Raw genomic sequence first — 17,103 nt, 5'->3', positions numbered from 1 at the left:
GAGGCCCCAATGTTCACCAAGGACAGCCGCTACGCCAAGACACCCACCGTCACCGTCAAGGATGCCGCGGGCCGCGACGTCACCGCCGTCAAGCTGCGCAGCCTGCCCGATACCGCCGGCCAGCCGCTGACCGTCACCGCCGCCGACCAGCTCGACGTGATCGCCGACCGCTGCTTCCGCGACGGCGCCCGGTTCTGGCACATCGCGGACGCCAATACCGAACTCGAGGCGAACGACCTGCTCGTGCCCGTGGGCCGGGTCATCGCCGTGCCGGAGCGATAGCGATGGCGATCACCGCGTACCGCCTCTGGTTCGACAACAGCCCCGCCGACGAGGCGCGGCTGGCGCTGATCGAGGAGATCCGCGTCGACCAGGCGATCGACATGGTGACCGAGGCGCAGATCACCATCCCGCTCGGCCGCGACGACACCGGCGACTGGCCGGGCGCGCTGGACGACGCGATCCGGCCGCTGACCCGCGTGCGCATCGAGGTGCAGGTGGGCGAGGGGGATTTCGTACCGCTGATCGAGGGGCGCGTGGTGGCGCAGCGGTTCGAACTGGCGGGCGGCCCGAACGAAAGCCAGGCGGTGATCGTGGTCAACGACGAAAGTGCCATGATGAACCGCACCGACCGGGCGCGGCTGTTCGAGGACATGTCGCCCGAGGACATCGCCGCGCAGGTCTTCGGCGAGTACGGCATCGCGGCCGAGACCGAGACCAGCGGCGTGGGCGCGCCCTCGCTTGAACGGGTCGTCACACAGCGGGGCACCGATTTCGGGCTGCTCAGGCGCCTTGCGCGCGAGGCCAACATGGTCGTCCATGTCGAGCCCGGCAGCGCGCCGGGCCAGAGCACCGGCCATTTCCGCCGACTGCCGCTCGACGACGACGGTCTTCCCGAACTGGTCCTCACCGGGTTGGAACGCAACGTCAACAGGCTGGTGCTGGAACTCGACGTGCTGTCCGGCGTCACCGCCCGCGCCAATGACGTGGACCCCGCCAGTCTCGACCTGCTGGAAGCCGAGGCCGAGGCCACCGCCCATGCGCTTCTGGGCGAGACGGCGGCCACCGAAGACACCGGCCCCGGCATCGTCTTCGCCACCGCGCCGGGGGGCGACCGGACCCTGCTCGATGCGGCGGTGCAGGCCAGCGTGGATCGCGGCGCCTTCGCATGGTCCGGCCACGGCGAGGTCTCGGCCGAGATTTACCCGGGCGTCCTGCGCCCCTATCGCACCGTGGCGGTGGCGGGCGCGGGGACACGGCTGAGCGGGCGCTATCTGGTCAGCGAAGTCAGCCACAGCCTCAAGGACATGGGCTACACCCAGACCTTCACTCTGCGGCGCAACGCAACCTCGGCGGCGGGCGGCGGTTTGCCCGGGGGGATCGTGTGATGCGCGGTCTGTCGTTCGAGCGGCTGGTGGCTGGCTTCATCGAGGAGCAACAGGGCCGCCATTTCGGCAAGTACAAGGGCCTGGTGGCCGACGTGGACGATCCCCGCAGCATGGGCCGGATCCGCGCCCGCGTTCCGGCGATCCTGCCCGGCGGCGAGCTGACCGCCTGGGCGCTGCCCTGTGCCCCCTATGTCGGGCCGGATGCGGGCCTGTTCGCGGTGCCGCCCGTGGATGCGGGCGTCTGGATCGAGTTCGAGGCGGGCGACGTGAACCTCCCGATCTGGTCGGGCGGCTGGTGGCCCGAGGGGGACGCGCCCGACCCCGAAGAGGGCCGCGCGGGCGCGCAGCCGACCAAGGTGCTCAAGACCGAAAGCGGCCTTCAGGTGGCGCTCGACGACGACAGCGAAACGCTGGTGATCTCGGACGGCAACGGGCGCAACAAGATCACGATCACCGCGCAGGACGGCAAGATCGAGGTCAAGGCCGCGACGAAGGTGGTGGTCGAGGCCCCGCAGATCGAACTGGTGGACGGCGCCCGCCACCCGCTGGTCTTTGGCGACGACCTGCTGAGCTACCTAAACCAGCTCGTGACCGCGTTCAACGCCCACACCCATCCCGGCGAGACGGTGATCGGGATTCCCGTCACCCCGGCCCCGCCGGTCGCGCCCCAGATCCCGCCCACGCCCGCGCTGTTGTCGACGCGCGTCAAGACAGGATGAGATGCCATGGCGAAGCTCAGGGCCGGCACCGTCAGCAACCTCCAGACCGACACGCTCGCGGGGGCGATGGACGCGGAATTCGTGGCGCTCTGGGCCAGCCTGAAGGACACCGGCCTGCCCACCGACACCCGCAGCGTCGAGGACCGGCGGCTGATGTTCGTGGCCATTGCGCGGGGGATGCTGCGCTACCTGCACGACCACCGCGACGACATCGAGACCACCGAGGAACAGGCCGGCGGCAGCGGCACCAGCCACGATCACCAGCTCGAATTCGACTGGGAGTGAGACCATGAGCGGACGGCACCTGAGCTTCCCCTTCACCATCGGCGAGGACGGCCGCCCCCGAACGCCCGCCGATCTGTCCGACCACGTGCGGGGCGAGGTGATCCAGCTTCTGCTGACCGATCCCGGCGAACGGCCGTTCCTGCCCCGCTTTGGCGGCGGGCTGAAACGGCTGGTGTTCGAGGCCAACAGCGAGGTCACCGCCGGGCTCGCGCGGGCGCGGCTGAGCAAGGCGCTCAGCTTCTATCTGGGCGAGCGGCTGGTGGTGCGGGAGCTTGTGACAGACGCCACTGACACCACGCTTTCGGTCGATCTGGTCTACGAACTGGCCGACACGTCCGAGACGCGGCGGCTGCGCTTCGAGCACGGGATATCGGGCAGCGGAGACGTGTGATGGCCGAGATCCTGAACGACGAGGAACGCCGCGACCGCGCAAGGGACCTCACCGGGCTGAACGGCTTCGATCTGGTCTTTGTCGAGCTTGACGAGGCCGCCACCCCGCCCCGGGCGCTGCTGACGGCCGAGTTCCTCAACGATGTGGCCCTGGCCGGCATCCTGAACGCACATGGTGACGGCGGCGTGCCCGCCAACCAGCTGTTCGCGATCACGGGCGGGCGGCGGCGACCGGGCGGGCCGCTGCCGGGCCAGGTCCAGGTCACCGCCATCGCCGCCGGTCCCGGCCCCGCACCGGGCCTCGTGCTGACCGTCGAACCGATCGGCGACTATTCCACCTACACGCTCACGGCCCTCTCGCCGCTCTTCGACCCGATCTTCGCCAGGATCGGCTTCAAGTTCCGCCCCGGCTGCTTCAACCTCAACTGCCGCCCGGACCGGACAGCGCCCGACGCGCCCGACGCGCTGCCGCGCATTGACTATCTGGCGCGCGACTATCATTCGTTCCGGCACCTTCTGATCGCCGCGATGGCCGAAAGGGTGCCCGGCTGGCAGCCAACATCCGAGGCCGATCTCGACCAGGTGGTGATCGGGCTTCTTGCCGCGGCCGGAGACGAACTGGCGGACAAGCAGGACCGGGTAGCGGCCGAGGCCTTCTTCCCGCGCGCCCGCAAGCGGCTGTCGCTGGCCCGCCATGCGCGGCTGATGGACTACCACATCCACCAGGGCAACCAGGCCACGACCTGGGCGGCGATGGAGGTCTCGACCGATCTCGAACTGCCCGCCAGCTTCGCCTGCTGGACGGGCCGGACCTTGACTGCCGCATCCCAGGTGTTCCTCAACGATACGAGCGCGGTGCGCCGGATGCAGCCGGACCTGAACCGGCTGGAGCTTTACACCTGGGGCAATCTGGTCGGCGCGCTCGAAAAGGGCTCGACGGCCGCGGACGTGACGCTGCCCGGCCAGTCCATGACCGGGGCGCAGGCCACCGACCTGCGCGACCTGCTGCGCGATCTGCAAACCCCGCTGCTGCTCGAAGAGGCGCTGAACCCCGAGACCGGCCGGGCGGCCGGCCGCGATCCCAAGCAGCGCCAGTTGCTGCGGCTGACGGGCGCCGAGACCCGGCACGATCCCGTCGCGGATGCCTGGATGGTCCGCATCGAATGGGACAGTGCCGATGCGCTTGGCACCCGCTTCTGCTTTGTCGCGCGCTGCCCGGGCGCCGATCCGGAAGATGGCGTAAGCCTCTTTCACGGTAACCTAATCCAGATTGCGCACGGCCGGCCCAACCTCACGCTGTTCACCGATCCCGCCCGCCCGCTGGACGCGGCGCTCGCCGCAGCGCTGAGCGCCGAGCGCACCGCGTTCACGACCGACTACCCGTTCGGCCGCATCACCGAGGCCGCCTATCGGGAATCGCGCTGGGGGCGGCTGTGCCCGCTGCCCGAGGGGCCGCTTGCCTACCGCGACACCCCGCCCGGCGGCGAGACCCCTCCCGAAAGCACGCTTGGCGTCTCGGTCGAGGGCATCCCGGACTGGGGCGAGCAGATCGACCTGGTGCAAAGCCGCGCGGACGCGAACCATTTCATTGTCGAGACAGACGAACTCGGCCGCAGCACCATCCGGTTCGGGCGCGCGCCCAATGGCGAGGCACCGCCGCCAGGAAGCTATGTCGCCGCGCGCTACCAAACCGGCAGCGGGCCGGACGGCAATGTCGGGGCGGGCAGCATCTCTGGCCATGATACCGGCGCCTTCCCCCAGATCACCCGGCTGTGGAACCCGTTCGACGTCACCAATGGCCGCCTGCCCGAAACCCCCGAGGTCATCCGCCGCCGCGCGCCCGAGGCCTACCGCGCCCGCCAGTTGCGCGCGGTGACGCTGAACGACTACAAGCGCCGCGCCGAGGAACTGCCCTTCGTCCAGCGGGCCGCCGCGGCCTATGGCTGGACCGGAAGCTGGCGCACGGTTCGTGTGACGCTCGATCCCAGGGGCACGACCGAACTCAGCGCCGCGCAGCGCGAGACCGCGGCAAGGCATCTCGACCATGTACGCCTGATCGGCGAGGATATCGAGATTCGCGCGCCCGACTTCGTGCCGCTGGACATCCGGCTTGTCGTCTGTGCCGCGCCGCGCTTCTGGCCCGAAGATCTGGCGGCCGACCTCGATGAGGCGTTCTCGGAAGGCTACACCTCGACCGGCGCGCGCGGCTTCTTCCACCCCGACAACTGGGTTTTCGGCCAGAGCCTGCACGCCAGCCAGATCATCGCCCGCGCGCTTGCCGTCGAGGGCGTGGACCGGGTGATCAAGGTCGGCATGCGGCTCTGGGACCAGGCCGGCGGGCCATCGCTCGAAACGCTGGTGCTCGAAGCCGACGACCTGCCCCCGCCCACGGCGCTGCGGATCGACGTCGGCGCCAACCAGATCATCCGTGTCGCCAACGACCCCAACGCCCTGGAGTTCGGGCGCATGACCATCGAGGTGAAGGGAGGCCGACAGTGAGCTGCAACCACGACTGCGCCCGCCCGCCCCGTTTCCCCGCAACGGTCGCCAACCGCCCCGGCCTTTCGCGCTTTGCCTACCGCATCGGCGACTATGGCTCGATGCGCGGCCACATACTTGACCGGCTGGTGAAGGAGCCTGCACTTTCGGGCTGGACGCATCTGAAATCCGACGAGCCCGGCATCGCGCTGCTGGAGGGCGCGGCGATCCTCGGCGACATCCTCACCTTCTATCAGGAACTCTACGCGAACGAGACCAGGCTCGGCACCGCAGCCTGGCAGGAAAGCATCTTCGACCTCGTGCAGCTGACCGGCTACCGGCCCGCGCCGGGGCTGGGCGGTACCGCGCGCTTCGCGCTGGACCTGCGGGGCGCGGACCCGGTCATCGTGCCCAGGGGCTTTGGCTTCCAGGCGAAGCTTGAGGGTGCGGACAAGCCCGCCGTCTTCGAGAGCACCGCGGCGATCACCGCATGGCCGGGTCTGGGCAGCTTCCACCTCTATCGCCGCCGCCAGGATGCGCAGGCGATCGCACCCGGCACCACGGCGCTCGACATCATCCGGCTGGGCACCGCCACCGATCTGGCCACCCGCGCCGGGCACGGCATCGCGGCGGGTGATCGCATCCTGATCCTCTCGGGTCCGTTCGACCCATACGAAATCCTGGTGGTGAGGGAAACCGAGGAGCATCTCGACCGGGTGACGCTGCATCTGGAGGGCGCGGTGCGCGAGAGCCATCCCGCCGAGGTGACGGCCTACAGGCTTGGCCGCACCTTCCGCCACTACGGCGCCGATGCGCCGCGCCAGTTCTTCACCTTCCGCGAGGATCCGCCAAAGACCTTTTCGCATGACACCACCTATTTCCGCGCCACCGGGTCGAACCATGCGGGCAACACCTACCACTCGGCGCTGAAGGCGCGCGAGATACCGCTCGACAGCGAGGTGGACGATCTGGCCACCGGCAGCACGATCGTCTGCACCGGCCGCACCGTCCTGCCCACGGCGCGCGACTTCGCCTTCGTCCGGCGGGTGGAGCGGGTCACCCCGCGAGACATACTCTGGGCCAACGCCACCGCCCCCGTGTCGCTGATCGAGCTCAGCGCCGCGCTGCGAACCGATACGCTGGCCGCCATCTCGGCCAGTGAAATCGGCGCGTTCGGGGCCAAGGCGACGCCTGGGCTTCAGGTCATCGACGCCGAGATGTTCGAGCTTGCGATCTCAAAGGGCGGTGCCATCGCCAAGGGCAAGACCGGCGCCATGTCGAAGATCGGATCGCTGCCCGACATCGTGGCGGAAATACAGACGCAATCCGATACCGGGCCCGGCGCCATGCAGGTGATGGTTCAGGGCATGATCCAGCAGGTTCAGGCGCAGGTCGTCGCCATCGCCGAGACCCACGACATCCGCCGCCTGCGCCTGCACGAGACGACCGGCGCCCGGATGATCCTGCGCGCGCCTCCCAGGCAAAAATCATCGGTCGCGGACGGCAAGGTGAACTTCTTCGGCACCCGCGAAGAGGCCGAGGCGCTGGCGGGCCGCACGATCCTGCTCGCCGGGCTCACCGAGACCCCCGAGGAGATCACGGTGGCCGAAAAGCAGCCCGAGCTCGACGCCACGCCGAAGGGGCCGCAGGGCGACAGGCGCATCTGGCCGATCGCGCTTGGCGCGGTGCCCAAGTCGGGCGCCGCCGGTTTCTCGGAAACCGATCCCGTGGTGACGGCCCACGGCAACATCGTCACCGCGACCCAGGGCGAAAGCCAGGCCGAGGCGGTCATCGGCTCGGGCGATGCGCGGCTTGCCTTCCAGACCTTCGCTATCCCGAAATCCCCGCTCACCTTCCTGCCCGACAGCGCCCGCACGCCGCCCTATGCACCGGAACTCGAGGTCCGGGTGGACGGGCGGCTGTGGACGCGCGTGGCCACCTTCTTCGGTCAGGCGGCCGATGCCGAGGTCTACGTGGTCCGCTCCGACGGCGAGGGCGGCCATGTGGTGCAGTTCGGTGACGGGCTGTCGGGCGCGCGGCTCACCTCGGGGCGCAACAACGTCACTGCCGCATGGCGCGTCGGCGCCGGGGCCGCGGGCGATCTGGCGGACGGCGAGGAACCGAAGGCCAAGGACCGGCTCAAGCCGCTGTCCGGTGTCCTGATGCCGGGGCCGGTCACCGGCGGGGCGGCCGCCGAAGGGCCTGAAACCGCCCGCGCCGCGGCACCGGGCCGGATGCAAAGCCTCGGGCGGCTGGTCGGGCTTGCGGATTACGAGGCCGAGGCCCTGATGGTTCCGGGCGTGATCAAGGCAGGCGCCGTGTTCGCCGCCGAGGCCGAACGCCCCTCGATCTCGCTCACCGTTCTGACCGAAGACGAAAGCCCCGAGTCGGTCGCCGCCGCCGCGGCCGCGCTGCGCCACGCCGACCGGTGCCGCGGCCCCGCCCGGCATCCGCTTCAGGTCGTCCCGGGTCGGCGCCGCTGGGTTCACCTGTCGCTTCTGCTGGGCTATGACCCGACCTATCGCAGCGCCGATCTGGACGCCGCCGTCAGGACTGCGCTTGGCACAGACCCCTCCGACGGCACGGGCGCCCCCGGAACCGGCCTCTTCGCGCTGCCGCTTCGCCGCTTCGGGCAGGACGTCCACATCTCGCAGGCGGTCGGCGCGGCGCAGGCCGTCCCCGGCATCGTCTGGGTCAGGCCCGTTGCCTTCGGCAAGCTGCCCGCCACATCGGACGATCCCGAAGACCTGTCGGTGCCACCCAAGGCCGCGCTGCTGCCGCGGCTACAGGCGGCGCCTGCCGAGGTGCTGGTTCTTTCCGCGCTGCACCTGACGCTTTCGGCCAGCACCGTCACCTCTGATGCGGAGTGCCCCGAATGACCTGGACACCCCTGTTCGAGCGACTGCCCGCCCTCTACCGGACCCGCGATACCGACCCCGCCGGCGCGGGCCAGTTCGAAGCGTTCATCGGCCTGATGGACGAGATCCTGCAGGGCATCGACGCGGATATCGACCAGCTTTACCACGACCAGTTCATCGAGACCTGCGCGGACTGGATGGTTCCCTATATCGGCGACCTGCTGGGCGTCACGCCGCTCAAGGGCGACCCGTTCACGATCCGCGCGGACACCGCCCGCACCGTGGCGCTGCGCCGCCGCCGGGGGACACTGGGAGCGATGGAATCGCTCGCCTTCAACCTGACCGGCTGGGCGGCCCATGCGGTCGAGCTGCGCGAACGGTTGGTCTGGACCCAGCATCTGAACCACCAGCGCCCCGACCGGGGCGGCATCCCGCCCCTTGCCCTTCCGCATCACATCGCGGACCCGGTCCGCCACGGCACCGTGACCCTGCGCGATCCCGGCGTGCTAAGTTTCCTTGGCAGCGCCTTCGACGGCTTCGCGCGCACTGCCGACCTCAAGCCGACCAGGGGCATCCACGCCCGTCCGAACCTGCCCAACATGGCGCTGTTCCTCTGGCGGCTGAGGGATTTCCTGGTGCCGGTCACCCGCCCGGTCCATGTCGAGACCGTCGCGCAGACAACTCCGGGGCCGGGCGACGCGCCCTTCGCCGCGCGCTATGTGGTGGAACCGCTGGGCCGGCCGCTGCGCCTCTTCAACACCTTCCGCTACGACCCCGGGGCCGAGCCCCCCGACTTCTCGGTGCCCGACCGCACGCCCGGACCGATGCCCGCCGCGCGGTTGCAGGACGGCCCGCCCACGGGCAACGCGGCCGAATACGTCGCCGTCGACATCTTTGACGGCAGCCGTCCGGACGATCCGGGTGACGCCGCGGTGGGCCTGACGCTGCACCTGCCCGCCAGTGCCTTCGCCGGCACGGCATGGACCACGCGCGGCGCCAATCTCTGCGCCTGGGAACAGGGTCTCGCCACCCCGCTGCGCGAGCGCGAGATCGTCATCGACCCGGTGCGGGGCCGCGTCCTGCTGGGCATCGCCGACGACACCACCGAGGGCGCGGCGCTGCGCAACCGCCTGCGTATCTCGTTTGCCTATGCGGCCCCCGGCCCCGTTGGCGCCCATCCTGTCGCGCGCAGCTTCCCCGACACGATCTGGCCGGATCTCGGCACCCCCGAGGTGATCGCGGTCACCGCCCATCCCGGCGGCACCGGCCTGCGCGCCGCGTTGTCGGGGCTGGCGACCGCAGGCCCGCCCCGCATCATCGAGATCACCGACTCGATGACGCACCGCGTCAACCTGGCCGCCGTGGATGACATCGTTGACGAGGATGGCCCTACGCTGACGCTTGCGCGCCCCTTCTGGATCCGTGCCCGCACCGGACAGCGCCCGGTGATCGAGTTCCGCCAGCCGCTCAGGATGCGCCCCGCGGACCCGGCCGACCAGGGCCTTGTCCGCGCGCTCGACATCCGCATCGACGGCGCCGTCCTGACGCTCCGGAACGCCCCCGTGGCAGAGGCCATCGTCGCCCGCGCCGCCGTCAACGCGCTTGCATTCCATGGCGTGACGCTGGACCCTGGCGGCCACTTGGTGCTGGACGGAACCGCCGATGGCACCCGTGCCGCCCCGCAACCCGCGCTGCACCTCGCCCCCGATCTCGGCTTCGCCGTCGCCGCCGATCTCGAAGCCTTCGAGGAACTGCCCGAGGTCACGCTTGTCCGCTCGGTCGCGGGCCCGATTGCGATGGGGCCGCGTTATCGCCTGACACTGAAGGACAGCATCGTGGACGGCGGCACTGGCCGCGCCATCGCCGCCACGCAAGACCCCGACACCGGCTTCGGCCCGATCCTGGCGATCGACGGCGCCACCATCCTGGGTCCCGTCCGCGTGCGCGCTGCAAGCGGGCAGGGCGGGCTGTTCCGCGACCGGCTGGAAGTGCGCGACCATCAGTCGGGCTGCCTGTCCTACGGCTATTTCTCGGGCGACATGGACCGCCTGCCGCCGCATTTCGCCTGCGTCTTCGGGTCGCGAACGGCGCTCGCGTTCACCTCCATCACCCATCACCAGCCGGGCTATTGCCAGCTTCACCGCATCCGCACCGCGCGGCAGGTGCTGGAGGACGGCCCCGGCGCCGACGAGATCGGCGCCTACGGGTTCCTGCTCAACACGCACAAATGGAAGAACCTCAACATTCGGCTGCGCGAGTTCACGCCCGTGGGCGTCCGGCCGATCCTTGCGACGGTCACTTGAAGGAGGCACGATCATGAAGGGCGATTTCTCCTGGTTCGATCACCGGCCGCTCGACAACTACACCGGCGTTCTGGAACAGCAGGGCCGCGTCCGGCTGGACCGCGACGGCAACGCCGCCGAGGAGATCGCGCGCAGCCTCCGCACGCTGATGGGGCGCGATGCCTTCGGGCCGGGGCGCGTGGCCGTGCCCGCCGAGGAAAGCGACAGCTTCCGCATCACCGCCGCCTCGGCCACGGCGACCGGCGTCGAGATCACCTGCCAGCCCGGCCGCGTCTGGGTCGACGGCATCCCGCTGCTGCTGGGGCAGGAAACCACCGCGACGGCCACCCACCTGCCGCCACCGTTCCAGCCCGCCCCCGGCCCCGTCGCGGCCGGCACGCGCGACGCCGTGATCCTCGAGGTCTGGGAGGATGCCGTCAGCGCCTTCCAGGACCACCAGACACTGCTGGAACCCGCACTGGGCGGCGTGGACACGACCGGGCGCGTCAGAGTCTGCCACCGGCTGCGCCTGCGCCGCCTCGGTGACGACGAGGATTGCGCCACCATCGGCCCCAGCCTCCGGGACGATTTGGCCACGATCGGGCGTCTGACCGTCACGCCCTCGCCCGCGGTCACCATCGCGGGCGATTGCCCGGTCGAGGCGGGCGGCGGCTATACTGGCGACGGCCACCGACTCTACTGCATCGAGGTTGCAGCACCCCGGGGCGGCGGGACGCGCTTCGTCTGGTCGCGCCTGGGCGGCGGGCTGATGGGCCGTGGCCGGTTCGATCCGGTGGCGGGCACCATCGCCATCACCCACAACCGCGCCATGATCGACGCCGCCGGCGTCAGCGGCTTCCTGTTGCAGGCGCTGGAACGGGACGGCGCCACCGGCTGCTGGCGCGTCGCGTTCGAGGCCACCGTCTCGATGACCGACGACCTGCTGACCGTCACGGACCCGATCGGAACCTGGCCCGCTGCGGCCGGAAACCACGCTGTGTTCCGGCTGTGGGACGGGGTCGGCGACATCGCCGATTTCGACGACGGGCCGACCGACCTTGCCGACGGCATCCGGCTGGAATTCTCGCCGGTCGCGCCGGGCGGCACGAACTATCGCGAAGGCGACCGCTGGCTGTTCCAGGCGCGCACGGCAGGCACCGAGTTCGACCCCTCCACCTGGCCCGACAACGCGCTGCCGCAGGCGATCCGCTACCACCGCGCGCCGCTCGGCATCGTCACCTGGGCCTCGGCCCCGCCGGTCGAGGCCAGTGCCGACGACATCGACGACTGCCGCGACAGCTTTCCGCCGCTGACCGACCCCTGCCATTGCTGCACCATCACCGTAGGCGACGGGCGCAGCACCCATGGCGACGAGGACTCGATCGAGGCCGCAATCGACCGCCTGCCCGCGGCGGGCGGGCGCATCTGCCTGCTTCCGGGCCTGCACCAGACCAATGCGGTGATTTCCGAACGTGGCAACATCCGCATCGAGGGCTGCGGCAAGCACACCCGCGTCATCCCGCGGGAGGGCGCCCGCGACATGCCGATCTTCCACGTGATCGACAGCGAGTGCATCGAGCTTGTCGACATGGAGATGATCTCGCTGGCCGGGGTCGCGGTCCTGGCCGAGGAAATCGAGGACGGCGCGCTGCGCCAGTTCGGGATCGCGCGCAACCGCATCGTCGCCTGCACCCGCGCGGTGCAGGTCGAGGGCGGCACCGAGATCGTGATCCGCGAGAACCGGATCCGCATGCTCGACAAGGCGGGCGCGGGCGTGGCGGTCTATCTGGCCGCCGAGGACAGCCGGATCGAGGACAACGACATCGGCGTGGTACCCGCCGAGGCAACACCCCGCCCACCCGAGGACCCGGACACCCCCGACCAGCCAGAGGACCCGAACGACCCCTGTGCGGATGCGGACCTGGTCTATGCCAATATCGGATTCCTGATCGGCTTCGTGGAATTCGTCTTCGGCTTTACCCTGACCGCCATCGTGCCGCCGCCCTACCGGGCGCTGGGCGGGATCCAGATCGGCGCGGGCGCCGAGCGCGTCGGCGTGCTCGACAACCGCATCACCGGGGGGGCGGGCAACGGCATCACGCTGGGCGGCAGCCACCTGCCTCCGCAGGGAGAGGACGGCGGCGGCGGGCCTCTGACCCAGTCGGTGAACCTCGGCCGCAGCGTCATCGCCATCCGCGGAACGGTGATCGGCCCTGACGGCGAAGCGGCGGCGGGCGTCACGCTGCGGATCGCCCCGCCCACGGGCGATCCGCGCAGCTTCACCACCTCGGCGGCGGGCGAATTCGCCATCGAAGGTACCGGCCAGCAGGGCAGCCACACCTTTTCCTCGGTCAGCGCGGGGTTCGGCATCGACAGCGCCGAGATTGTGCAGATCGTCAATTTCGGGATGGGCTCGCTGGTGCTCATGCAGATCACGCTGAACCGCCAGCAGACCGGCCCGGACCCGCGCCTTGCCTTCGTCTATGGCATCCGGATCGAGGACAACGACATCACCGCCATGGGCCTGAACGGCATCGGGATTCCGCCGGCGCTCGAGGTGATCGCGCCGGACCGGGAGACCCCGTCGGCAGGCACCCCGACCGACCGCCTGACCGCACGCGCGGCCGACGCCCGCTTCGCGCTAAGCCGCGCGGCCGCGGTCAACCCGCTGCTGGCGCTGCTCGGCCATCCGGCCATCGACCTCACGATCCTGAACAACCGGATCACCGGAAACCTGCGCACGCCCTTCACGGCGGCGATGCGCGACGCCGCCCGGCTGACCGGGTTCGGCGGCATCAGCCTCGGGCTTGCCGAAACGGTGACCGTCTCGGGCAACCGTATCGAGGACAATGGCCGCCGCCACATCGACCCGGTGTGCGGCATCTTCATCCTGTACGGCGAACAGGTCGAAATCACCGACAACCTGATCCGCGACAACGGCGTCTTCGTGAACCTGGACGAGGACATCGTCCAGGGCCAGCGCGGCGGCATCGCGGGCATCTTCGCCTCTGTCGGACTTGACGATTTCGGCGCGGCCGACAACCGCGGCGCGCTGACGGTCAAGCCCGCGCTGCGCATCCACGACAACGTGGTCCAGCACCCGCAGGGCCGCACGCTGACGCTTCTGGCGGCGGGGCCGGTCTCGATCGTGGCCAACCACCTGACCGCCGAGCGCAGCGGCCCGCAGGCGCTGGACCTGATCGCGGGCACGGTGCTGCTGATCAGTCTGTCGGGGATCGGCCGCCTGCCCTCGGGCGGCTGCCTCATCCAGGCCAACCAGATCGCGCTTGGCCCGGACAGCAACGCCTTCACCGCGGTGGCGCTGGCCGCGGGCGAGGATCTGTCGCTCGACGCAAACCAGATCGACGCGCTGCAGGCGGGCTTCCCGGTCGGCGACCTGTCGCTGATGATGAACACGCTGATCTTCGCCCGCACCATCCGCGCCACCGGCAACCGCTTCCGCGAACCGCTCCGCGCGCCCGAACGTGCTTTGCAGGTCTCGCTGATCGCACTCAGCACGGCGATGAACGTGACCACCTCGAACCAGGGCGACCACTGCATCTATGCCTTCGACCAGAGCATGCCGCCGCGGCTGGTGGATACGGCAAACCTCGAATTCGACACCACCTTCTGCCCCGAGATGCGCGACGCGGCGGCGGGGGCGGCGCGCAACCCGGTGCTGGGCACCGCCAACCTGGCAAGCCTCTCCTTCGTCGCCGGACTGGCGCAGCCGCAGGGCACCGGACGCACCTTTGCCACCGGGCTTGACCGGAACCTGGCGGCGATCAACGCCTACCGTGCCGAGCGCGTCACCGAAGCCGCCGAGTACAAGATCGCCAACGCCGCCCTGCTGGGCAACGAGATCGCGCGGCTTGAAGCCAAGCCGCTGGTCCGTTCGGACATTCTGGCGGCCAACCGGGCCCGGCTTGCCACCATAAGCCGCGACGTCGATCGCATCCGCGCCGCGGGCGAGATCGCGGACACCCGGCCCGAGCCCGCGACCGAGGAGGCGGGGGTGGTCATCCAGGGCCGCGTGACGGACGCCAGGGGCAACGGCATCCTGCAGGCCTCGGTCCAGTTGTCGGACGCGCGCGGCAGGGCGATCGACCTTGTCGAACCGGTGCGCACCAACGGCAAGGGCGCCTATCGCCTCGGGCTTGCCGCCGCGCAGATGCGCGAGATCGGCGAAGCCCTTGCGCGCGGGGCCACGATGGTCGCCACGCTGGAGGCCGAGGAAATCCGGCCCGCCCGCAGCGAGGTGTTCCGGATCGACGGCGGCGCGATCCTGGTGCCCGACATCGTCTTCGTGCTGGCAACCGATTCCCGGCCGACGCGCCCTGAACCGAACCGGCCCGACGACGACACCGGCCGCGGGCCCACGGACAGGCTGGAGCCGCCCTTGCTCCGCCGGCCGGTTCTCACGCCGTCGAACCGGCTGCGCAGCACGTCGGGCCGTATTGCGCCGCTGCTGCGATCCGGCCGGAACCGGGGGACCGAGTGATGGCGGGGCATGCAATTCTTCCCGGACGAGAGCGGGCGCCGGCCGCGCCCGGACGCAAATCCACCGTGGCGCTTCGCGGACATGGCCCGATCCGCGTGCAGGCAAAGACCGCCTGCGCCTGCGGCGGCGGCTGTCCGATCTGTCGTGCCCAGACGGTCACGGCACGATCCGAGGCCCCGGAAAGTGCGGAATTCGCAACCCTCGCACCGGCGGCGGGTGGGCTGCAACCCAAGCTGACCATCGGCGCGCCGGACGACATCCACGAGCGCGAGGCGGATGCAACGGCCGATCGCATCATGCGGATGACGGCGCCCGACCTTGCCGGCAGGCCCGAACCACCCCGGACAACACCGGTCGTTGCGGCGCCTCCCGCGCCATCTCTCCTGCGCCAAGCGATGGATGAAGAGCAGGAGGAAGAGGAGATCCAGGCCAAGGGCGCGGACGGGCCGGTGACGGCCGGCCCCGCCGCCACGCAGGCGATCCGCCGGCTGCAGGGCGGCGGGCATCCGCTGCCCGCCCCGGTCCGCAGCTTTTTCGAGCCGCGCTTTGCCGCCGATCTGTCCGGCGTGCGCATCCATGACGGCGCTGCCGCCGACCATGCCGCCCGTGCGATCGGCGCGCGCGCCTTCACGCTGGGCCACGACGTCGCGTTCGCCAGCGGCGAATACGCGCCTGACAGTGCCGAGGGCCGCCACCTGCTGGCACACGAACTCACCCATGTCCGCCAGCAGGAAGGCGATTGCGCAAAGACCGTGCAGCGGCGCCGCGTCACCGTCGGCCGGGGCCGGGCCGCGCGCATCTTCGAGGTCGGCGGCGTACACATCGACAATACCGCCGCCACCACCGATATCACACAAAACCGAACCCTGCTTCCGGGCAGCGACCAGGCGCATATCGCGGTTCTGGGCGGCGATCTCGGCTACGAGGTCTCGCACACCGACCCGGAGGACCCGTTCCGCTGGACCAAGCTCAAGGACATCGTCGACAATGGCGCGCTGGACATCAAGGCCGTCTCGGTGACCGACACGATTCCGTCCCGGCTCATCACCGGGACCACGTCCGCAGATATCCCCATAAACCTGATCTCCTTCGGCGCCAGTGGCATCACGCTGCCGCGCGAGTCGCTTCAGCGCAGGATCTGGGCGGGGGCCCCGACCATCACGGCGAGCGCCGACCCGGCAAGGGACAAGATCTTCTACGAGCATCGAGGCTCGGGCGGAGGTCTCCTGGTCAGCAATTCGCTCGCCCACGAGTTCTACGGGCATTACTGGCTTGCCATGAACGGGCATCCCTGGGCCCATCCGCCTACCCTTCGCGAAGCGATGGAGCGCGCGCGGGATCGCGGGCAGACCCTCACTCAAGACGAGATCCGCGCAATATCCCAGCGCCATGTGCGGCTGGGTAGCCTGACCGCCTCGCACGGGGTGACCGATCCTTTCGGTAATGTGTTCACCGGCACGGTTCGCGAATACATTGATCGTTTCGCCGGGGCAGAACACGGCCGGGTGGAATCGCCGACGCGCCGGGTCGGTTCGGTGCATCTTGGCAACGAACTGTCGGAACTTCGGCGCGCACTGCTGGCCCCCGGCGGCCTTACCCTGAGCGGGGCGGTAGGCAACATGTCGGCCGACGCGGCGAACCACTGGGCCTTCGTGTCGCTGAACTACGAGGTGCTGCGCCAGCCTCCGGCGTCCACGGCCGCGTCCGGCTCGGGGTCCACGCCCACAGCGCCAGGCCCTTCACCATCTGCAACGCCAACCCCGGCACCGGCGCCAACCCCAACACCAGCGCCAACACCAGCGCCAACACCGGCACCGACGCCTTCGCCGGCACCGGCCGCGCCGCAGTTCACGGCGCAATCCGTCGTGACCACGGTGGCCGACATGTGGAGCAACGACTTCTCGGCCGATCAGAAGACCGCCTTCGAGAACCTCATCTCGACCACGCTGTCCTCCGCTTTTCTCAGCCACATACCGGATGCCTTGGGGGCGGCGGTTCGCGCCGAGATCGACCGGCGAAAGGCCGCCCAGACGGCGCCGCCCCCCGCAACGCTGCCTGGCGGGACGGGCGGGCCATGACGCGGTTCCGGTGGGCGGCGCGCGATCCTTTCCGGTGCGCGGGCAACGGCTGCGCAGGACGCAGACGTACCGCCGCAATACCGCTGCGAAATCCGTCCTCGGGGCAGGCCGGACGCCAAAGGCG

Annotated in this window: 10 protein-coding genes; all 10 read left to right on the top strand. The window is 70.2% G+C overall.

Going from position 1 to position 17,103, the window contains the following annotated elements; translation table 11 throughout:
- Positions 1–9 precede the first annotated feature (9 nt).
- Genes EV655_RS13645 through EV655_RS18815 form a run of 10 tightly spaced genes read left to right on the top strand, consistent with a single transcriptional unit; the run spans position 10 to position 16,979 of the window.
- On the top strand, positions 10–282 hold the full coding sequence (locus EV655_RS13645) for a hypothetical protein (RefSeq protein WP_132545775.1): 273 nt from the start codon (positions 10–12) through the stop codon (positions 280–282).
- A 2-nt stretch (positions 283–284) separates the two neighbouring features.
- A complete protein-coding gene (locus tag EV655_RS13640; RefSeq protein ID WP_132545773.1) occupies positions 285–1,388 on the top strand; it encodes a phage late control D family protein in 1,104 nt (367 codons plus the stop codon).
- Entirely contained in the window at positions 1,388–2,107 is a 720-nt protein-coding gene (locus EV655_RS13635) for a phage baseplate assembly protein V (RefSeq protein ID WP_132545771.1), read from the top strand. The genes EV655_RS13640 and EV655_RS13635 overlap by 1 nt, the downstream gene beginning before the upstream one ends.
- A gap of 6 nt (positions 2,108–2,113) precedes the next feature.
- A complete protein-coding gene (locus EV655_RS13630) occupies positions 2,114–2,392 on the top strand; it encodes a hypothetical protein (RefSeq protein WP_132545769.1) in 279 nt (92 codons plus the stop codon).
- Positions 2,393–2,396: 4 nt separating this feature from the next.
- Positions 2,397–2,783 carry a GPW/gp25 family protein gene (locus EV655_RS13625; protein ID WP_132545767.1) on the top strand — a complete coding sequence of 129 codons (387 nt, stop codon included), beginning with the start codon at positions 2,397–2,399 and terminating at the stop codon, positions 2,781–2,783.
- Positions 2,783–5,281, top strand: a complete 2,499-nt coding sequence (locus EV655_RS13620) for a baseplate J/gp47 family protein (RefSeq protein ID WP_132545766.1) — start codon at positions 2,783–2,785, stop codon at positions 5,279–5,281. The genes EV655_RS13625 and EV655_RS13620 overlap by 1 nt, the downstream gene beginning before the upstream one ends.
- Positions 5,278–8,139: a baseplate J/gp47 family protein gene (locus tag EV655_RS13615; protein ID WP_132545764.1), complete on the top strand. Its 2,862-nt coding sequence runs from the start codon at positions 5,278–5,280 to the stop codon at positions 8,137–8,139. Before EV655_RS13620 ends, EV655_RS13615 begins: the two co-directional genes overlap by 4 nt.
- Positions 8,136–10,421: a hypothetical protein gene (locus tag EV655_RS13610; RefSeq protein ID WP_132545763.1), complete on the top strand. Its 2,286-nt coding sequence runs from the start codon at positions 8,136–8,138 to the stop codon at positions 10,419–10,421. Before EV655_RS13615 ends, EV655_RS13610 begins: the two co-directional genes overlap by 4 nt.
- A 13-nt stretch (positions 10,422–10,434) precedes the next feature.
- Positions 10,435–14,901 carry a DUF6519 domain-containing protein gene (locus EV655_RS13605; protein WP_132545761.1) on the top strand — a complete coding sequence of 1,489 codons (4,467 nt, stop codon included), beginning with the start codon at positions 10,435–10,437 and terminating at the stop codon, positions 14,899–14,901.
- Complete coding sequence (locus EV655_RS18815; protein ID WP_132545759.1) at positions 14,901–16,979, top strand: eCIS core domain-containing protein; 2,079 nt, start codon at positions 14,901–14,903, stop codon at positions 16,977–16,979. Before EV655_RS13605 ends, EV655_RS18815 begins: the two co-directional genes overlap by 1 nt.
- The last annotated feature ends 124 nt before the right edge of the window (positions 16,980–17,103 follow it).

The sequence above is a fragment of the Rhodovulum euryhalinum genome (assembly GCF_004342445.1).
Classification (GTDB): Bacteria; Pseudomonadota; Alphaproteobacteria; order Rhodobacterales; family Rhodobacteraceae; genus Rhodovulum; species Rhodovulum euryhalinum.
Note: the sequence above shows the minus strand (reverse complement) of the source record. Positions and strands in the feature narration are given on the sequence as shown.

Bases quoted from the DNA above. Each gene is read 5' to 3' on its own strand.
- EV655_RS13645 (WP_132545775.1), top strand. From the start codon at position 10: ATGTTCACCAAGGACAGCCGCTACGCCAAGACACCCACCGTCACCGTC.
- EV655_RS13630 (WP_132545769.1), top strand. From the start codon at position 2,114: ATGGCGAAGCTCAGGGCCGGCACCGTCAGCAACCTCCAGACCGACACG.
- EV655_RS13605 (WP_132545761.1), top strand. From the start codon at position 10,435: ATGAAGGGCGATTTCTCCTGGTTCGATCACCGGCCGCTCGACAACTAC.
- EV655_RS13640 (WP_132545773.1), top strand. From the start codon at position 285: ATGGCGATCACCGCGTACCGCCTCTGGTTCGACAACAGCCCCGCCGAC.
- EV655_RS18815 (WP_132545759.1), top strand. From the start codon at position 14,901: ATGGCGGGGCATGCAATTCTTCCCGGACGAGAGCGGGCGCCGGCCGCG.
- EV655_RS13610 (WP_132545763.1), top strand. From the start codon at position 8,136: ATGACCTGGACACCCCTGTTCGAGCGACTGCCCGCCCTCTACCGGACC.
- EV655_RS13620 (WP_132545766.1), top strand. From the start codon at position 2,783: ATGGCCGAGATCCTGAACGACGAGGAACGCCGCGACCGCGCAAGGGAC.
- EV655_RS13625 (WP_132545767.1), top strand. From the start codon at position 2,397: ATGAGCGGACGGCACCTGAGCTTCCCCTTCACCATCGGCGAGGACGGC.
- EV655_RS13635 (WP_132545771.1), top strand. From the start codon at position 1,388: ATGCGCGGTCTGTCGTTCGAGCGGCTGGTGGCTGGCTTCATCGAGGAG.